This window comes from Pseudomonas sp. GW823-FHT04A03, assembly GCF_058796615.1.
In genome coordinates this window covers 269,525-285,719 of sequence record NZ_JBXAIV010000006.1, presented here as the reverse complement: position 1 = coordinate 285,719, position 16,195 = coordinate 269,525, and the positions used below count along the sequence as shown (strand labels likewise).

The following is a 16,195-nucleotide window of genomic DNA, read 5'->3' as shown; positions in this document are numbered from 1 at the left end:
TGCCAATGTCCTCAGGGTAGAGGGTCAGAGCGAATGTGGCGAGGGTGGCCAGTTGTCAGTACTGCCAAAAACAAAGGATCGTCCGGACACGGCTGGGGTGTCCGGACGATCCTTGTTTGTATTACGCCTGGGCTTCGGCTTCCAGCAACTGAGTCCACAGCGCCGGGGCGCCGGCCGACTTGGCGATGATTTCCAGACGCACCTGATGTTCGGCCAGTTCGGCTTCGGTGGCGCGAATGATTCGCCCCGGCTGACGATCTGCCGGCAGACGACGGATTTCGGTGGCGGAGTTGTCCGCGCCCTCGCCCGTGCCATTGCCGTCGGAGGCGTTGCCGGCCAGCGACAGGCTGGTCTGGCCGCCGGTCATGGTCAGGTAGACGTCGGCGAGAATCTCCGAGTCGAGCAAGGCGCCGTGCAGTTCACGGCCGGAGTTGTCGACGCCGTAGCGTTTGCACAAGGCATCGAGGCTGTTGCGCTGACCCGGGTGACGTTCCCGCGCCATCATCAGGGTGTCGAGGATCGTGCAGTGCTGCGTGATGTCCGCGCGATCCTGCTGACCCATCAGGGCGAATTCGTTGTTGATGAAGCCAACGTCGAACGCCGCGTTATGGATGATCAACTGCGCGCCGTTGATGAACTCGAAGAACTCGTCGGCCACTTCGGCGAAACGCGGCTTGCCGACCAGAAATTCGTTGGTGATGCCGTGAACGCCGATCGCGCCCTCGTCACTCTCGCGATCCGGTTGCAGATAAACGTGAAAGTGCCGACCCGTCAGGCGTCGACCGATCAGCTCGACACAACCGATTTCGATAATCCGGTGGCCGTCGGTCACCGGCATGCCGGTGGTTTCGGTATCGAGTACAACGGATCTGGTGGCCATCAGTGTTCAGCTCTCAACGGGGGTCAATCGTGCAAAAGCGGCGATGTTAACACGCTCGCCGGGAGTGTTTCAGTGGGAAGGATTCAGCTCTGCTTGTAACCGCGAACCTCATCCACCCCACGGTTGGCCAACTGGTCGGCGCGTTCGTTGCCGTGGTGGCCGATGTGGCCGCGGACCCATTTCCAGGTGACCTTGTGGCGGTTGACCTGCTCGTCGAGCTCTTTCCACAGGTCGGCGTTTTTGACTGGCTCCTTGGCGGCGGTTTTCCAGCCGCGCTTTTTCCAGTTGGCCATCCACTCGTTGATGCCTTTCATCACGTATTGCGAGTCGGTCACCAGGAGCACTTCGCACGGACGCTTGAGGGCTTCCAGGCCGCGAATCGCGCCGAGCAGCTCCATGCGGTTGTTGGTGGTATTGGCTTCGCCGCCCCACAGTTCCTTTTCGACGCCCTTGCACACCAGCAAGGCGCCCCAGCCGCCCGGGCCGGGGTTGCCCTTGCAGGCGCCGTCAGTGAACAGTTCTACGCTATCGACGCTTTCGCTCATGCCAGTCTATCCAGAAAAATGCGTGGCCTCGCCGATCACGGATCGACAATGGCCGAGGCCGGGGATTATCCCGGCCATAAATAAAAGAAGGTTTACGGTTCGATGCGCCGGCGGTTGACCTTGGCCATCGGCAACGGAATCAGCTTGCCCATCGGCTCGCGGCGTTCCTGACGCACCGGACGCAGGCCAACCACGATCTTGCGCGCGACCAGCAGATAGAAGCCGCCACCCGACAGTTGCCAGTCGCCGGCCTTGCGTTCCCAGCCGGCCAGACGGGCCTGCCACTTGGGTGACGCGAGCGGCGGACGATAGCACCCGAAGCGGCGTTTCTCCAGCGCGAAGCCCAGCAGGTTGAGCCAGTCCGCTACCCGTGACGGCGAGATGCAGCGCGCCTGACGCAACGCGTCATGGGCGAATACATGGCGCAGCCCCCAGGTGCTCCAGGGGTTGATGCCGACGATCAGCAGATGCCCGCCGGGGCGCACGCTGCTGGCCGCTTCGCGCAGCAAGCCATGGGGCGACAGGCAGAAATCCAGGCCATGCTGCAACACCACCACATCGGCGGCGTGCTCGCTCAACGGCCAGGCCTGTTCTTCGCAGACGATCTCCACGCCCGGCAACGGCGCGCCCAGCCGTACATTGCGCTGCACCTGCGGCGCCGACGGCGGTGTTTCGGCGGACGGGCCGTAATGCACCAGATAGCCGCCAAAGAACCGCCCCAGCTCGTCTTCGAGCATGCGCCGTTCTTCATCCAGCAGAAATTGCCCGAGGGGGCCGGACAGCCATTCACGGGCTGCACCGATCAGCGCGAGCCAGTCAGGATCGGCCTGAGCGAACGCTTTATCGATCATTGCATTCTCCAACACGCCAGGAACCTCTAAGATGCGCCAATGTTACCCGCTTGGCGAATTCGACGATGATACAGATCAGTGCCCTGCCCGCCTTCACCGACAACTACATCTGGTTGTTACAGGATCATGCCACCCAGCGTTGCGCAGTGGTCGATCCGGGGGATGCCGCCCCCGTGCAGGCGTGGCTCGACGCGCATCCGGGCTGGGTGCTCGGCGACATCCTCATCACTCACCATCACCACGACCATGTCGGCGGCGTCGAGACGCTGAAAAAGGCCACCGGTGCCACGGTCTACGGACCGGCCAGCGAAAGCATTCCGGGGCGGGACGTGGCCCTCAAGGACAACGACACTGTGCGCGTGCTCGGCTGGGACTTCGACGTCTATGCCGTGCCCGGCCACACCCTGGGACACATCGCCTACTACCATCACGGCCTGCTGTTCTGTGGTGACACGCTGTTTGCTGCCGGCTGCGGCCGCCTGTTCGAAGGCACACCGCAACAGATGCACCATTCGTTGAGCCGGCTGGCGGCGCTGCCGGAAGACACGCTGGTCTACTGCACCCACGAATACACCCTGAGTAACCTGAAATTTGCCGCTGCCGTGGAGCCGGGCAACCGGGACATCGCCGCCCGTCTGGAAAAAGTCAGCCAGCAACGTGCCAGCGGCGTGATGACCCTGCCCTCGACCTTGGCGCTGGAAAAGCTCACAAACCCCTTTTTGCGCACCGGTGAAATATTAGTTACACAAAAAGTGGACGAACGGAACGGCCCTCAAAACCGGGCGCCGAGTGAGGTTTTTGCGGCTCTGCGGGCATGGAAAGATACGTTCTAAGTAGCTCACTGCTTGGTACAAAAATTCTGAATGGTTGACCGCAGGGGGTGCGCTTTCTAGAATCGCCCGACATTTTTGCCCGGAACTTACTTCCAGCCAATGTCGTCATCCATACGTAAGTCCGTCAATTCAGATGCACTGACCCGCCTGGCGCAAGCCATCGCGGTGGCTGTGTCCGCCACACTGGCGGGCTGTTCCAGCCATGCTCCGCAGACTGAAGCGACACATACGCCGAACATTGCTGCGCGAGCCAAGCAGAAACCTATCTGGTTGTCGGAAAAGCCCAGCCCGCAGGTGCCTCAGGACATCTGGGAGCGCATGCGCGGCGGTTTCCAGCTGCAGGAAGGTCTGGGCGTGAACCCGCGCATCGAGCAACAGCGCCTTTGGTTCGCCAGTAACCCTTCTTTCCTCGAGAACGCCGGCGAACGCGGCAGCCTCTACATTCATTACATCGTCGAGCGCCTCGAAGAACGCAACATGCCGCTGGAACTGGCCCTGCTGCCAGTCATCGAAAGCGCCTACAACCCGATGGCCTATTCCCGGGCCGATGCGGTGGGCCTCTGGCAGTTCATCCCTTCCACCGGCCGCTACTTCAACCTGCGCCAGACCCGTTTCTACGATGGTCGTCGTGACATTACTGCCTCGACCACGGCAGCGATGGACTACCTGACCCGCCTGCACGACATGTTCAACGGTGACTGGCTGCTGGCCCTGGCCGCGTACAACGCCGGCGAAGGCACTGTCAGCCGCGCCATCGAGCGTAATGAAAAGCTCGGCCTGCCGACCGACTACTGGAACCTGCCGCTGCCGGCGGAAACCCAGGCTTACGTGCCGAAACTGCTGGCGCTCTCGCAGGTGGTACTGACGCCTGAAGCCTATGGCGTGAACCTCAACCCGATCGCCAACGAACCGTATTTCCAGGTCGTCGAAATCAACCAGCGCATGGACCTGTCCAAGGTCGCGGCGGTGGCCAACATCGACGAAGACGAGCTGTTCCAGCTCAACCCGGCGTTCAAGCAGCGCACCACCATCGACGGCCCGCAGCACCTGCTGGTGCCGACCTCGAAGGCGCAACTGCTGACCGCCAGCCTGCAGACCATGCGTCCTGAAGAGCTGATCAGCCCGCGCTCGCTGAAACCGGTGTTCGAAGGTGCCGATCCCAGCGAGATTGCCCAGGCCAAGCGCGCCTATCGGGTCAAGCGTGGCGACAACCTCGGTTCCATCGCCAAGGCCAACAAGGTCGAGGTCAAGGACCTGCAGCGCTGGAACAAGCTGACCGGCAAGAACCTCAAGGTCGGCCAGACCCTGGTCATGCGCGACACCACCCGGCCCACGCCTACCCGCAAGAGTGGCGGACGCATCAATACGGTTGTCGCTGCCAACAGCAAGACCAGCAGCAAGGCCAAAGACAAAGACGACAGCAAGCAGCAGACCCAGTACAAGGTCAAACGCGGCGACACGCTGTACGTGGTCGCCAAGCGCTTCAACGTCGAGATGCAACATCTCAAGCGCTGGAATCCGGGCGCCGGCAAGGCGCTCAAGCCTGGGCAGATGCTCACGGTCTACCAGCCGCACTGACAAAGAGCCCCTGAATTTCAGGGGCTTTTTTTCGCCTGTCATTTTTTACCTTCGGATCAGGCAACGCCCACAATTAACCGCGCATTAAGCCCCTGTCTTTTTCCTGTCCATACAAGCTGTTACTGTACGGCCCACAAAGCCCAAGCCGCCTGGATCGGATCTGACTTGAAGCGTCCCCTCCTCCTGCTCCTGATCAGCCTGGCCTTGAGCTCCCCCGTCAGCGCGGCGATCACCGAAAGCCACGGTTATGCGCAGTTCGGCACGCTCAAGTACCCGGCCAGATTTACCCACTTCGACTGGGTCAACCCGCAAGCGCCCAAGGGCGGCACCTTGCGGGTGATGGCGTTTGGCACCTTCGATACGCTCAACCCCTATACCTTCAAGGGCACCAGCCCAGTTACCACCCCTAATTTCCTGCAGTACGGCATCAACGAGCTGAACGAGCCGCTGATGGTCGGGACCGGGCAATACGCGCCGTCCGGAGACGAACCCGCCTCCAGTTATGGCCTCATCGCCCAATCGGTGGAGTACAGCGAAGATCGCAGCTGGGTGGTGTTCAATCTGCGCCCGCAAGCGCGCTTCCACGACGGCACGCCGATCACCGCGTACGACGTGGCGTTCTCCTATCGCCTGCTGCTCAAGGAAGGTCATCCGCTGTATCGCACCGCCCTTCAAGAAGTGCTCCGCGTCGATATCCTCAATCCGCAGCGCATCCGTTTTGTGCTCAAGCGCAGCGGCAATCCACTGCTGATCCTGCGCCTCGGCGAACTGCCGGTGCTGCCCCAGCATTACTGGAAGGGTCGCGACTTCAAGGCCACCACCTTTGAGCCGCCGCTGGGCAGCGGGCCGTACCGCATCACGTCGGTCACGCCGGGGCGGCAGTTGATTTTCGAGCGGGTCAAGGACTACTGGGGCAAGGACCTGCCGGTCAATCGCGGCAAGTACAACGTCGACCGCATGGAAGTCGAGTTCTACCGCGACAGCGATGTGGCCTTCGAAGCCTTCAAGGCCGGCGAGTTCGACATCTATATCGAGCATCAGGCGAAGAACTGGGCCAACGGTTACAACTTCCCGGCGATCCGTCGCGGCGACGTGATCAAGGCGCAGATCCCGCACCAGATCCCGACCCAGAGTCAGGGCCTGTTCATGAACACCCGGCGCCCGGCCTTTGCCGATATCAAGGTGCGCGAAGCCTTGGGCCTGATGTTCGACTTCGAATGGACCAATCGCGCGCTGTTCAGCGACGCCTACAAACGCACCACCAGTTATTACCCCAACAGCGAATTCAGCGCCGTCGGCCTGCCGGTCGGTCATGAATGGCTGATGCTCAAGCCGTACAAGGATCAACTGCCGGCGCGCCTGTTCACCGAGCCGTTCACGCTGCCGCAGACCGACGGCCGCGGCATCCCGCGGGAAACCATGCGCAAGGCCCTGGCACTGCTGGCCGAGGCCGGCTGGAAGCTCAACGGCCAGCGCCTGCAGAACGCCGCTGGCCAGCCGCTGCGTTTCGAGCTGTTGCTGGTCAATCCGAACCTGGAGCGGATCCTCCAGCCGTACATTGAAAACCTCAACAGCATCGGCATCGACGCGCGCCTGCGCACGGTGGATCGTGCCCAGTACAAACAGCGTCTGGATCAGTTCGATTTCGACATGATCCTGATGACCCTCAACCAGACTCTCAGCCCGGGGCTGGAACAGTGGCAGTACTTCCACTCCAGCCAGGTCGGGGTCAAGGGCAGCAAGAATTACGCGGGCATCGCCAACCCGGTGGTCGACCACCTGCTCGAGCAACTGCTCGCCGCCCGCACCCGCGATGAACAGGTCGCCGCCGGCAAGGCGCTGGACCGCGTGCTGCTCTGGCAGCACTACAGCATTCCCAACTGGTACCTCAATTATCACCGTCTGGCGTACCGCAACCGGTTCGCCTTCGTCACCACGCCGCCCTACACCCTGGGCCTGAGCGCGTGGTGGCTGAAATCTTCGGAGAAAGATCGATGAAGCCTATCCGCGCCCTGCTCGTGCAGGCCAGCGGTCTGCTGTTCGCCGGGCTGGCCTTTGCCGCCCCGCAACACGCCGTGACCCTGTACAACGAGCCGCCGAAATACCCCGCCGACTTCAAGCACTTCGACTACGTGAACCCCGACGCGCCCAAGGGCGGGATCTTCCGCCAGGCCGGCTTTGGCGGTTTCGACAGCCTCAACCCGTTCATCAGCAAAGGCGTGCCGGCGGACGATATCGGCCTGATCTACGACACCCTGGCCAAACAGGGTCTGGACGAACCGTTCACCGAATACGGCCTGATCGCCAGCAAGATTGAAAAAGCCCCGGACAACAGCTGGGTACGCTTCTACCTGCGGCCCGAAGCGAAATTTCACGACGGCCACCCGGTACGCGCCGACGATGTGGTGTTCAGCTTTCAGACGCTGACCAAGGAAGGCTCGCCGATGTATCGCGGATACTACGCCGACGTCGAGGAAGTGATCGCCGAAGACCCGCTCAAGGTGCTGTTCAAGTTCAAGCACACCAACAACCGTGAACTGCCGCTGATCCTCGGCCAATTGCCGGTGCTGCCGAAACACTGGTGGGCCGAGCGTGATTTCAACAAGGGCAACCTGGAAATCCCGCTGGGCAGCGGCCCGTACAAGGTCACCGAAGTGAAGGCCGGACGCTCGGTGCGTTATGAGCGGGTCAAGGATTACTGGGGCAAGGACTTGCCGGCCAATCGCGGCTTCTACAACTTCGACGTGATGACCACCGACTACTACCGCGACAACACCGTCGCGTTGGAAGCGTTGAAAGCCGGACAGTTCGATTACTGGCTGGAAATGGCCGCGAAAAACTGGGCCAACGCCTACAACGTGCCGGCAGTGACCGAAGGGCGGCTGATCAAGGAACAGATTGCCAACAGCAACCCGACCGGCATGCAGGGCTTCGTCTTCAATCTGCGCCGCCCGGTGTTTCAGGACGTGCGGGTACGACAGGCTCTCGGCTTGTTGTTCGACTTCGAATGGACCAACAAGCAATTGTTCAACGGCGCTTATGCGCGCACCCGCAGTTACTTCGAAAACTCCGAAATGGCCGCCACCGGCCTGCCTGATGCAGAGCAGGTGGCGATCCTCGATCCGTTCCGCAGCCAGCTGCCGGCGCAGGTGTTCAGCGAAGCCTTCGAAAATCCGAAAACCGACGCCAGCGGCATGATCCGTACGCAACAGCGCGAGGCGTATCAGTTGCTGCAAGAGGCTGGCTGGAAGATCGTCGACGACAAAATGGTCGACGCGACCGGCAAACCGGTGGTCATCGAATTCCTGCTGGCGCAGACCGAATTCGAACGCGTGTTGTTGCCGTTCAAACGCAATCTCAGCGACCTCGGCATCGATCTGGTGATTCGCCGCGTCGACGTCTCGCAATACGTCAATCGCGTGCGTTCGCGGGACTTCGACATGATGGTCGGCAGCTTCCCGCAGTCCAACTCGCCGGGCAACGAGCAGCGCGAATTCTGGATGAGCGCCGCCGCCGACAAGTCCAGCAGCCGAAATTCGATCGGGCTCAAAGACCCGGTGGTCGATCACCTGGTGGAGAACCTGATCAACGCCGATTCGCGCAAAAGCCTGGTGGCCCACGCCCGCGCCCTCGACCGTGTGCTGCAATGGGGTTACTACGTGGTCCCGAACTGGCACATCAAGACCTGGCGCGTGGCGTACTGGAACCACATCGGCCACCCGAAAGTCTCCCCCAAATACGACATCGGCGTTAACACCTGGTGGGTCAAACCCGATGCGAAGCCGGCGGTAGAAGTCGAAACCCAACTGCAAGCCGACCCTGCGGGCACGGAGTAATCAGATGCTGGCGTACATTTTTCGGCGACTGCTGCTGATCATCCCGACCCTGTTCGGCATTCTGCTGATCAACTTCGTGATCATCCAGGCCGCGCCCGGCGGGCCGGTGGAGCAGATGATCGCCAAGCTCGAAGGTTTCGAAGGCGCCACCAGCCGCATTGCCGGCGGTGGTTCCGAGGTGTCGGTGGCCGGCTCTTCCTATCGCGGTGCACAGGGCCTGGACCCGGCCCTGATCAAGGAAATCGAGAAGATGTACGGGTTCGACAAGTCGGCCCCGGAACGTCTGTGGATCATGGTCAAGAACTACGCCCGGCTGGATTTCGGCGACAGTTTCTTCCGCGACGCCAAGGTCATCGATCTGATCAAGGAAAAGATGCCGGTATCGATCTCCCTCGGGCTGTGGAGCACGCTGATCATGTACCTGGTGTCGATCCCGCTGGGGATCGCCAAGGCCACGCGGCACGGCAGTCATTTCGACGTCTGGACCAGTTCGGCGATCATCGTCGGTTATGCGATTCCGGCGTTCCTGTTCGCGATTCTGCTGATCGTGGTGTTTGCCGGCGGCAGTTATCTGGACTGGTTTCCTTTACGCGGCCTGACCTCGAACAACTTCGATGAACTGAGCCTGGGCGGCAAGATCCTGGATTACTTCTGGCACCTGGCGCTGCCGGTGACGGCGCTGGTGATCGGCAACTTCGCGACCATGACCCTGCTGACCAAAAACAGCTTCCTCGACGAGATCAACAAGCAGTACGTGGTCACCGCCAAGGCCAAGGGCCTGACCCGCCACCGCGTGCTCTACGGCCATGTGTTCCGCAATGCGATGCTGCTGGTGATCGCCGGTTTCCCCTCGGCGTTCATCGGCATCTTCTTCACCGGTTCGTTGCTGGTGGAAGTGATTTTCTCCCTCGACGGCCTCGGCCTGATGAGTTTCGAAGCGGCGATCAACCGCGATTACCCGGTGGTGTTCGGCACCCTGTTCATCTTCACCCTGCTGGGGCTGGTGGTGAAACTGATCGGCGACCTCACCTACACCCTTGTCGATCCGCGTATCGACTTTGCCAGCCGGGAGCATTGAGATGAACCTGTCCCCTCTCAACCGCCGGCGCTTCGAACTGTTCAAGGCCAACAAGCGTGGCTGGTGGTCGCTGTGGCTGTTCCTGATCCTGTTCGGCCTGAGCCTCGGTGCCGAGCTGATCGCCAACGACAAACCGCTGCTGGTGCACTACGACAACAACTGGTACTTCCCGGCGATCAAGCGCTACCCGGAAACCACTTTCGGCGGCGAATTCCCGCTGGAAGCTAACTACAAGAGCCCGTACATCCGCGAACTGCTCAAGGCCAAGGACGCGTGGGTGCTGTGGGCGCCGATTCCGTTCAGCTATCAGAGCATCAACTACGACCTGAAAGTCCCGGCCCCGGCCCCGCCGTCGGCGGACAACCTGCTGGGTACCGACGATCAGGGCCGCGATGTACTGGCGCGGGTCATCTACGGCTTCCGGGTGTCGGTGCTGTTCGCCCTGACCCTGACCGTGCTCAGTTCGATCATCGGCGTGATCGCCGGCGCCTTGCAGGGTTTCTACGGCGGCTGGGTCGATCTGGCCGGCCAGCGTTTCCTGGAGATCTGGTCGGGTTTGCCGGTGCTGTACCTGCTGATCATCCTCGCCAGTTTCGTCCAGCCGAATTTCTGGTGGCTGCTGGGGATCATGCTGCTGTTCTCGTGGATGAGCCTGGTGGACGTGGTGCGCGCCGAGTTCCTGCGCGGGCGCAACCTCGAATACGTGCGCGCAGCCAGAGCGCTGGGCATGCAGAACGGCGCAATCATGTTCCGTCACATCCTGCCCAACGCCATGGTTTCGACCATGACCTTCATGCCGTTCATCCTGACCGGCGCTATCGGCACCCTCACCGCTCTGGACTTCCTCGGTTTCGGCTTGCCGGCCGGCAGCCCTTCTCTGGGTGAGCTGGTGGCCCAAGGCAAATCCAACCTGCAGGCGCCGTGGCTGGGCATGAGCGCGTTTGCGGTGCTGGCACTTATGTTGAGTTTGCTGGTGTTCATCGGCGAGTCCGCTCGCGATGCCTTCGACCCGAGGAAGTGACATGAATCAGGACAATCTGATCGAAATCCGCGACCTGGCCGTCGAATTCGGCATCGGCGATCGCGTGCAACGGGTGGTCGAAGGCGTGAGTTTCGACATCAAGCGCGGCGAAACCCTGGCGCTGGTGGGCGAATCGGGCTCGGGCAAGTCGGTGACGGCGCACTCGATCCTGCGCCTGCTGCCCTATCCGCTGGCGCGGCATCCGGCCGGCAGCATCAACTATTCAGGACAAAACCTGCTGGAACTGGGCGAAAAGACCATCCGTCACATTCGCGGCAATCGGATCGCGATGATCTTTCAGGAGCCGATGACCTCGCTCAACCCGCTGCACTCGATCGAGAAGCAGATCAACGAGGTGCTGGGCATCCACAAGGGCCTGACCGGCAAAGTCGCGACCAAGCGCACGCTGGAGCTGCTGGAGATGGTCGGCATCCCCGAGCCGCACAAGCGTCTCAAGGCCCTGCCCCACGAATTGTCTGGCGGCCAGCGCCAGCGGGTGATGATCGCCATGGCCCTGGCCAACGAGCCGGAACTGCTGATCGCCGACGAACCGACCACTGCACTGGACGTGACCGTTCAGCTGAAAATCCTCGACCTGCTCAAGGAATTGCAGGCCCGATTGGGCATGGCGCTGTTACTGATCAGTCACGATTTGAACCTCGTGCGAAGAATTGCGCATCGTGTATGTGTCATGCAGCGCGGTTGCATCGTCGAACAGGCATCGTGCGCAGAGCTGTTCCGTTCGCCACAGCATCCGTACACTCGGGAACTGCTTGGCGCTGAGCCCAGCGGAGGCCCGGCGAGCAATAAAATCGGGGCGCCGCTGCTTGAAGTCGAGGATCTGAAAGTCTGGTTCCCGATCAAGAAAGGCCTGCTCAAGCGTACGGTGGATCACGTCAAGGCAGTGGACGGCATCAATTTCAGCCTGCCTCAGGGTCAGACCCTGGGGATTGTGGGGGAAAGCGGTTCCGGCAAATCCACCCTGGGTCTGGCGATCCTGCGGTTGATCGGCAGCAAAGGTGCGATCCGTTTTGAGGGCAAGCAGCTAGACTGCCTGACGCAAAGCGAAGTCCGGCCGTTGCGTCGGGAGATGCAGGTGGTGTTTCAGGATCCGTTTGGCAGCCTGAGCCCGCGGATGTGCGTGAATGACATCGTTGGCGAAGGCCTGCGGATCCACAAGATGGGCACCGCCGCCGAGCAGGAAGCGGCAATTATTGCGGCATTGAAGGAGGTAGGTCTGGATCCGGAAACCCGGCACCGCTACCCCCACGAATTTTCCGGTGGGCAACGGCAGCGAATTGCCATAGCCCGGGCTTTGGTGCTCAAACCGGCGCTGATCCTGCTGGACGAGCCGACTTCGGCCCTCGACCGGACGGTACAGCGGCAAGTGGTGGAGCTGTTGCGTTCACTGCAAGCCAAGTACAACCTGACGTATTTGTTCATCAGCCATGACCTGGCTGTTGTGAAAGCGCTGAGCCACCAGCTGATGGTGGTCAAGCATGGCCAAGTGGTCGAACAGGGAGACGCGCAAAGTATTTTTGCCGCCCCCCAACATCCGTATACACAGCAGTTGCTGGAGGCCGCTTTCCTGGCACCAGCCACTGCGCAATAACCTGAAAGAGGAGCAACACATGGGTTTTCTCGCCGGTAAGCGCGTACTGATCGTCGGTGTCGCCAGCAAGCTGTCCATCGCATCCGGCATCGCTGCCGCCATGCATCGCGAGGGCGCTGAGCTTGCCTTCACTTATCAGAACGACAAACTGAAAGGTCGCGTAGAAGAGTTCGCACAGGGCTGGGGTTCGAGCCCTGAGCTGTGCTTCCCGTGCGACGTGGCCAGCGATGAAGAAATCGCCAAGGTCTTCGAAGAGCTGAGCAAGAAGTGGGACGGCTTGGACTGCATCGTGCACTCCGTCGGCTTCGCCCCGGGCGACCAACTGGACGGCGACTTCACCGAAGCCACCACCCGTGACGGTTTCCGCATCGCTCACGACATCAGCGCCTACAGCTTCGTGGCCCTGGCCAAAGCCGGCCGTGAAATGATGAAAGGCCGCAACGGCAGCCTGCTGACCCTGTCGTACCTGGGCGCCGAGCGCACCATGCCTAACTACAACGTGATGGGCATGGCCAAGGCTTCGCTGGAAGCCGGCGTACGTTACCTGGCCGGTTCCCTGGGCCCGGACGGCACCCGCGTCAACTGCGTATCGGCCGGCCCGATCCGCACCCTGGCAGCTTCCGGCATCAAGAACTTCCGCAAGATGCTGGCCGCCAACGAAGCGCAAACCCCGCTGCGCCGCAACGTCACCATCGAAGAAGTCGGCAACGCCGGCGCCTTCCTGTGCTCCGATCTGGCGTCGGGCATCAGCGGTGAAATCATGTACGTGGACGGCGGCTTCAACACCACCGCCATGGGCAACATCGAAGAGTAATCTTCGCGCTGCCGATAAAAAGCCCGCCAATTGGCGGGCTTTTTCATGCCTGCGATTCCAGACAACGGGCGAACAACTGTTGAATCGGTTGAGAGCGCTGGCTGTAGCGCTGCAACACCACCATCTCCCGATAAAACGTTAGCTCTCCCAGTTCGATCACCCTCACCTTCAGCGGATGTTCCAGCCACAGCCCGGCCCTGGGCAACAACGAAACCCCGAGCCCGCACTCGACCATCTTCACGATCGCTTCCAGCTCATCCAGCTCAAGCGCTACGTGGACATCAATCCGCTGCTCGCGCAGAAATTGCGTCACCAGCCGTCCGCCAAACGAATTGCGGTCATAACGCACGTGAGGATGCTCGGCCAGCAGTTGCAGCGGATCATCGCCCTCAACCTCCAGCGGCACGATCAGCACAAAGGGTTCACGGCGAATCACCTGCGCCGACAGCTCCTTGGGCAATTCGAACGGTGGCTTGATCATGATCGCCAGATCGACTTCCCCGGCATCCACCTGGCTCAGCAGGTTCAGCGACACACCCGGCACCAGTTTCGGTTCCACGCCTGGCGCCTGTTGCCGCAAGCGCAACAAGGCCTGAGGCAACAGCCCGGTTTGCGCGGTCGCCACGGCGCCGATTCTCAGTTCACCGCGAAACTCGCTGACATCCTCGCTGATCGCCATGCGGCTGAAAGTGGCGAGCATTTCCTGCGCCATCGGCACTGCGCGCTGCCCGGCCGGATTAAGGATCGCCTGTCGCCCGGTGCGATCGAACAGGCGCACGCCCAAGGCCTGCTCCAGATTGCGGATCTGCGCGCTGACCGCCGATTGCGTCAGGCCGATATGCAGACCGGCGGCGGCAAACGTGCCATGCCGTGCCACCGCCAGAAAGGTTTTCAGTTCACGCAGCATGGGCGCCTCGACTGATCGAAATAATTTGAGCTCGGCGCAAAAACTATCGTCTTTCAATCGAAAAGCACAGCGCTAGACTCAGTTCACCCCAACCGTTGATAGAGACCGCACCTATGTCACTCAGCCCTTTCCACCTGGCCATTCCGGTGTACGACCTCGCCGCTGCCCGACATTTCTACCGTGAGGTGTTCGGACTCGAAGAGGGTCGCTCCAGCGATCACTGGGTCGACTTCAATTTCTTCGGGCATCAACTGGTGATTCACCTGGCGCCGAAGAACGCTTCACAGGAAGCCGCGCACACCAACGCCGTGGACGGGCATGACGTGCCGGTGCCGCATTTCGGTGTGGTGCTGGGGATGGAGGAATGGCATGCGCTGGCCGAGCGTTTGAAATCACTGGGCACGCGGTTCGTGATCGAACCGGGGATTCGATTTCAGGGACTGGTGGGCGAACAGGCTACGATGTTTCTGTTTGATCCGTGCGGCAATGCGCTGGAGTTCAAGGCGTTCAAGGATATCGGGCATTTGTTCGCCAAATAGCAGCACCTGTACAGACGCCTTCGCTAGCAAGCTCGCTCCCACCCGTTGAAATACGCCTTCTGTGGGAGCGAGCTTGCTCGTGATGAGGCCAGCACTAGCAACGCTTCAAAGCCTGCTTGTGCGCATACATCGCCCCGTCCGCATCCGCCAGCAGCTTGTCCACGGTGTCATGGCGTTGCGGGTTGTATTCGATCTGGCCGACGCTGAAGCGAATCGCGTAACCGCGGTGCAACGTGGCATTGCGCTCTTCGAGGATTTCCTTGAGGCGCGCCATGATCGCCGTAGTTTCGACGTGGCTTGAGCCGGTCAGCAGCGCCACGAACTCATCGCCGCCCAAGCGCCCGACCACATCGCTCTCGCGAAAGGCGATGCGCAGCACATCAGCGAAATTCTTCAGTGCGCTGTCGCCCTCGGCGTGCCCATAAAGGTCGTTGATCTGCTTGAAGTCATTGAGATCGAAAAACAGCAGCGTCGCCGGTTTTTCCAGGCGTGCGCAGGCATCCAGCGCGTGCTGGGCCAGCATCTTGAAGCCGCGACGGTTGGACAGCAGTGTCAGCTCGTCCATGCTCGCCATCTGCACGGCCATCAGTTCCTGCTCGGCCATGCCGGCCAGATCACGCAGCAGGGCGCGCTCTTCGTCGTCGAGTTCGCGGGGTTTGGTGTCGATCAGGCACAAGGTGCCCATTTTGTTGCCGTTGGGCACGGTCAGCGGATAACCGGCGTAGAAGCGGATGTTCGGGTCGCCAATCACCAGCGGATTATCGTGAAAGCGCTCGTCCTCGCGGGCATCGCGCACCAGCAGCAGTTCGTCCTTGAGAATCGCGTGGCCGCAGAACGAAACGTCCCGTGGGGTTTCGGTGGCGTCCAGGCCCACGCAGGACTTGAACCACTGCCGGTCCTTGTCCACCAGCGTGACCAGTGCGATCGGCACGTTGAACAGACGCTTGGCCAGCCGCGTCAGCCGGTCGAAACGCTCCTCCGGTGCGGTGTCGAGCAGCTTCAGGTCCTGCAGCGCTTGAATACGGACAGCTTCATTGGCGGGTTTGCCGGGTACCAGCATCACACACTCCTTTGTCGTCGATGCAGTTGAGCGTAGACCGAATCAGCAATGACTCAACTTCTCATCCGCCGGCCACCGGACACGGCCCGCCTGCATCGGCCCACAGTTTGAACTGGGTCACGAAGATATCGTGCGGCACTGGCACCGGCGCGCGCCCTGCCCCGGGATTCCAGCCCCAGAGCACCAGTTTGTCCTCGTTGACGTGCTTGATCAGTGCGGCGAAGTCCCGGTCGCCATTGCTGGCGCGATCCTTGATCATCGCGCACAAGCGATCCGCCGGCAGGCCTATCCAGGCCATCTTGTGGGCGGCTGGCGGCAGGCTCCAGTGCGGCGCGCCGGGTGGCGCGTGGGGGCCGTAACTGGCTGGCGGATTGCTTTCGGCGTGACAGGTGGCGCAGGGCAAACCCGCCGCGCCCTTGCCGTCCATACCGCGCACCACGTTCATGGCGTGGGGGATGCCGGCGTCGAATTGCAACGGTGAATCGCCGGGAATGTGGCAGTTCTGGCAGCGCGGGCTCTGGAAGACTTTCTGCACCGTGCCGAAGGCTTTCAAAGCTTCTTGATCGTCGGCAAACAGGTCCGACGCGTAACCGCCCAGTCCGACCAGAATCACGGCGCCCAACAACAAATGTCGTTTCATC

The 16,195-nt window shown here is 61.3% G+C and carries 15 protein-coding genes; 9 read left to right on the top strand and 6 right to left on the bottom strand.

The window, feature by feature from the left end; translation table 11 throughout:
• Positions 1 to 121 precede the first annotated feature (121 nt).
• From dnaQ to AC1Q9F_RS17895, 3 genes are all read right to left on the bottom strand, one after another.
• Entirely contained in the window at positions 122 to 880 is a 759-nt protein-coding gene (gene dnaQ, locus AC1Q9F_RS17905) for a DNA polymerase III subunit epsilon (protein WP_115077416.1), read from the bottom strand.
• Positions 881 to 963: 83 nt separating this feature from the next.
• Positions 964 to 1,425 (bottom strand): ribonuclease HI, encoded by a 462-nt coding sequence (rnhA, locus tag AC1Q9F_RS17900; RefSeq protein ID WP_003224162.1) that lies wholly within the window; start codon positions 1,423 to 1,425, stop codon positions 964 to 966.
• 92 nt (positions 1,426 to 1,517) lie between these two features.
• The gene (locus AC1Q9F_RS17895) at positions 1,518 to 2,276 is read right to left on the bottom strand and encodes a methyltransferase domain-containing protein (protein ID WP_007956935.1); all 759 of its coding nucleotides are present in this window, start codon (positions 2,274 to 2,276) and stop codon (positions 1,518 to 1,520) included.
• 65 nt (positions 2,277 to 2,341) lie between these two features.
• Here AC1Q9F_RS17895 and gloB point away from each other — a divergent pair, with 65 nt between their 5' ends.
• The 8 genes from gloB to fabI all read left to right on the top strand — a co-directional run bounded on the left by gloB (position 2,342) and on the right by fabI (position 13,048).
• A complete protein-coding gene (gene gloB, locus AC1Q9F_RS17890) occupies positions 2,342 to 3,109 on the top strand; it encodes a hydroxyacylglutathione hydrolase (RefSeq protein ID WP_207985807.1) in 768 nt (255 codons plus the stop codon).
• A gap of 99 nt (positions 3,110 to 3,208) precedes the next feature.
• Positions 3,209 to 4,687, top strand: a complete 1,479-nt coding sequence (locus tag AC1Q9F_RS17885; protein WP_492620517.1) for a transglycosylase SLT domain-containing protein — start codon at positions 3,209 to 3,211, stop codon at positions 4,685 to 4,687.
• A gap of 165 nt (positions 4,688 to 4,852) precedes the next feature.
• A complete protein-coding gene (locus AC1Q9F_RS17880; protein ID WP_492620516.1) occupies positions 4,853 to 6,685 on the top strand; it encodes an extracellular solute-binding protein in 1,833 nt (610 codons plus the stop codon).
• A complete protein-coding gene (locus AC1Q9F_RS17875) occupies positions 6,682 to 8,523 on the top strand; it encodes an extracellular solute-binding protein (protein WP_492620515.1) in 1,842 nt (613 codons plus the stop codon). The genes AC1Q9F_RS17880 and AC1Q9F_RS17875 overlap by 4 nt, the downstream gene beginning before the upstream one ends.
• 4 nt (positions 8,524 to 8,527) lie before the next feature.
• Complete coding sequence (locus AC1Q9F_RS17870; RefSeq protein ID WP_207985803.1) at positions 8,528 to 9,601, top strand: microcin C ABC transporter permease YejB; 1,074 nt, start codon at positions 8,528 to 8,530, stop codon at positions 9,599 to 9,601.
• 1 nt (position 9,602) lies between these two features.
• The gene (locus tag AC1Q9F_RS17865) at positions 9,603 to 10,622 is read left to right on the top strand and encodes an ABC transporter permease (RefSeq protein ID WP_492620514.1); all 1,020 of its coding nucleotides are present in this window, start codon (positions 9,603 to 9,605) and stop codon (positions 10,620 to 10,622) included.
• Position 10,623: 1 nt separating this feature from the next.
• The gene (locus AC1Q9F_RS17860) at positions 10,624 to 12,234 is read left to right on the top strand and encodes an ABC transporter ATP-binding protein (protein WP_492620513.1); all 1,611 of its coding nucleotides are present in this window, start codon (positions 10,624 to 10,626) and stop codon (positions 12,232 to 12,234) included.
• A 19-nt stretch (positions 12,235 to 12,253) separates the two neighbouring features.
• A complete protein-coding gene (gene fabI, locus AC1Q9F_RS17855; RefSeq protein WP_007956947.1) occupies positions 12,254 to 13,048 on the top strand; it encodes an enoyl-ACP reductase FabI in 795 nt (264 codons plus the stop codon).
• Between the two features lie 43 nt (positions 13,049 to 13,091).
• On the opposite strand, the gene AC1Q9F_RS17850 is transcribed toward fabI, so the two are convergent.
• The gene (locus AC1Q9F_RS17850; RefSeq protein ID WP_492620512.1) at positions 13,092 to 13,955 is read right to left on the bottom strand and encodes a LysR family transcriptional regulator; all 864 of its coding nucleotides are present in this window, start codon (positions 13,953 to 13,955) and stop codon (positions 13,092 to 13,094) included.
• A 113-nt stretch (positions 13,956 to 14,068) separates the two neighbouring features.
• Here AC1Q9F_RS17850 and AC1Q9F_RS17845 point away from each other — a divergent pair, with 113 nt between their 5' ends.
• Positions 14,069 to 14,494, top strand: a complete 426-nt coding sequence (locus AC1Q9F_RS17845) for a VOC family protein (RefSeq protein WP_492620511.1) — start codon at positions 14,069 to 14,071, stop codon at positions 14,492 to 14,494.
• Between the two features lie 94 nt (positions 14,495 to 14,588).
• Here the strand turns inward: AC1Q9F_RS17845 and AC1Q9F_RS17840 are convergent, their stop codons facing one another.
• Complete coding sequence (locus AC1Q9F_RS17840; protein ID WP_007956950.1) at positions 14,589 to 15,554, bottom strand: sensor domain-containing diguanylate cyclase; 966 nt, start codon at positions 15,552 to 15,554, stop codon at positions 14,589 to 14,591.
• A gap of 61 nt (positions 15,555 to 15,615) precedes the next feature.
• The gene (locus AC1Q9F_RS17835) at positions 15,616 to 16,194 is read right to left on the bottom strand and encodes a hypothetical protein (RefSeq protein WP_492620510.1); all 579 of its coding nucleotides are present in this window, start codon (positions 16,192 to 16,194) and stop codon (positions 15,616 to 15,618) included.
• Position 16,195 lies beyond the last annotated feature (1 nt).

What these genes read in the sequence shown, in the direction of transcription:
- dnaQ (WP_115077416.1), bottom strand. Translation starts at nt 880, where the DNA reads ATGGCCACCAGATCCGTTGTACTCGATACCGAAACCACCGGCATGCCG.
- rnhA (WP_003224162.1), bottom strand. Translation starts at nt 1,425, where the DNA reads ATGAGCGAAAGCGTCGATAGCGTAGAACTGTTCACTGACGGCGCCTGC.
- AC1Q9F_RS17895 (WP_007956935.1), bottom strand. Translation starts at nt 2,276, where the DNA reads ATGATCGATAAAGCGTTCGCTCAGGCCGATCCTGACTGGCTCGCGCTG.
- gloB (WP_207985807.1), top strand. Translation starts at nt 2,342, where the DNA reads ATGATACAGATCAGTGCCCTGCCCGCCTTCACCGACAACTACATCTGG.
- AC1Q9F_RS17885 (WP_492620517.1), top strand. Translation starts at nt 3,209, where the DNA reads ATGTCGTCATCCATACGTAAGTCCGTCAATTCAGATGCACTGACCCGC.
- AC1Q9F_RS17875 (WP_492620515.1), top strand. Translation starts at nt 6,682, where the DNA reads ATGAAGCCTATCCGCGCCCTGCTCGTGCAGGCCAGCGGTCTGCTGTTC.
- AC1Q9F_RS17870 (WP_207985803.1), top strand. Translation starts at nt 8,528, where the DNA reads ATGCTGGCGTACATTTTTCGGCGACTGCTGCTGATCATCCCGACCCTG.
- AC1Q9F_RS17865 (WP_492620514.1), top strand. Translation starts at nt 9,603, where the DNA reads ATGAACCTGTCCCCTCTCAACCGCCGGCGCTTCGAACTGTTCAAGGCC.
- AC1Q9F_RS17860 (WP_492620513.1), top strand. Translation starts at nt 10,624, where the DNA reads ATGAATCAGGACAATCTGATCGAAATCCGCGACCTGGCCGTCGAATTC.
- fabI (WP_007956947.1), top strand. Translation starts at nt 12,254, where the DNA reads ATGGGTTTTCTCGCCGGTAAGCGCGTACTGATCGTCGGTGTCGCCAGC.
- AC1Q9F_RS17850 (WP_492620512.1), bottom strand. Translation starts at nt 13,955, where the DNA reads ATGCTGCGTGAACTGAAAACCTTTCTGGCGGTGGCACGGCATGGCACG.
- AC1Q9F_RS17845 (WP_492620511.1), top strand. Translation starts at nt 14,069, where the DNA reads ATGTCACTCAGCCCTTTCCACCTGGCCATTCCGGTGTACGACCTCGCC.
- AC1Q9F_RS17840 (WP_007956950.1), bottom strand. Translation starts at nt 15,554, where the DNA reads ATGCTGGTACCCGGCAAACCCGCCAATGAAGCTGTCCGTATTCAAGCG.
- AC1Q9F_RS17835 (WP_492620510.1), bottom strand. Translation starts at nt 16,194, where the DNA reads ATGAAACGACATTTGTTGTTGGGCGCCGTGATTCTGGTCGGACTGGGC.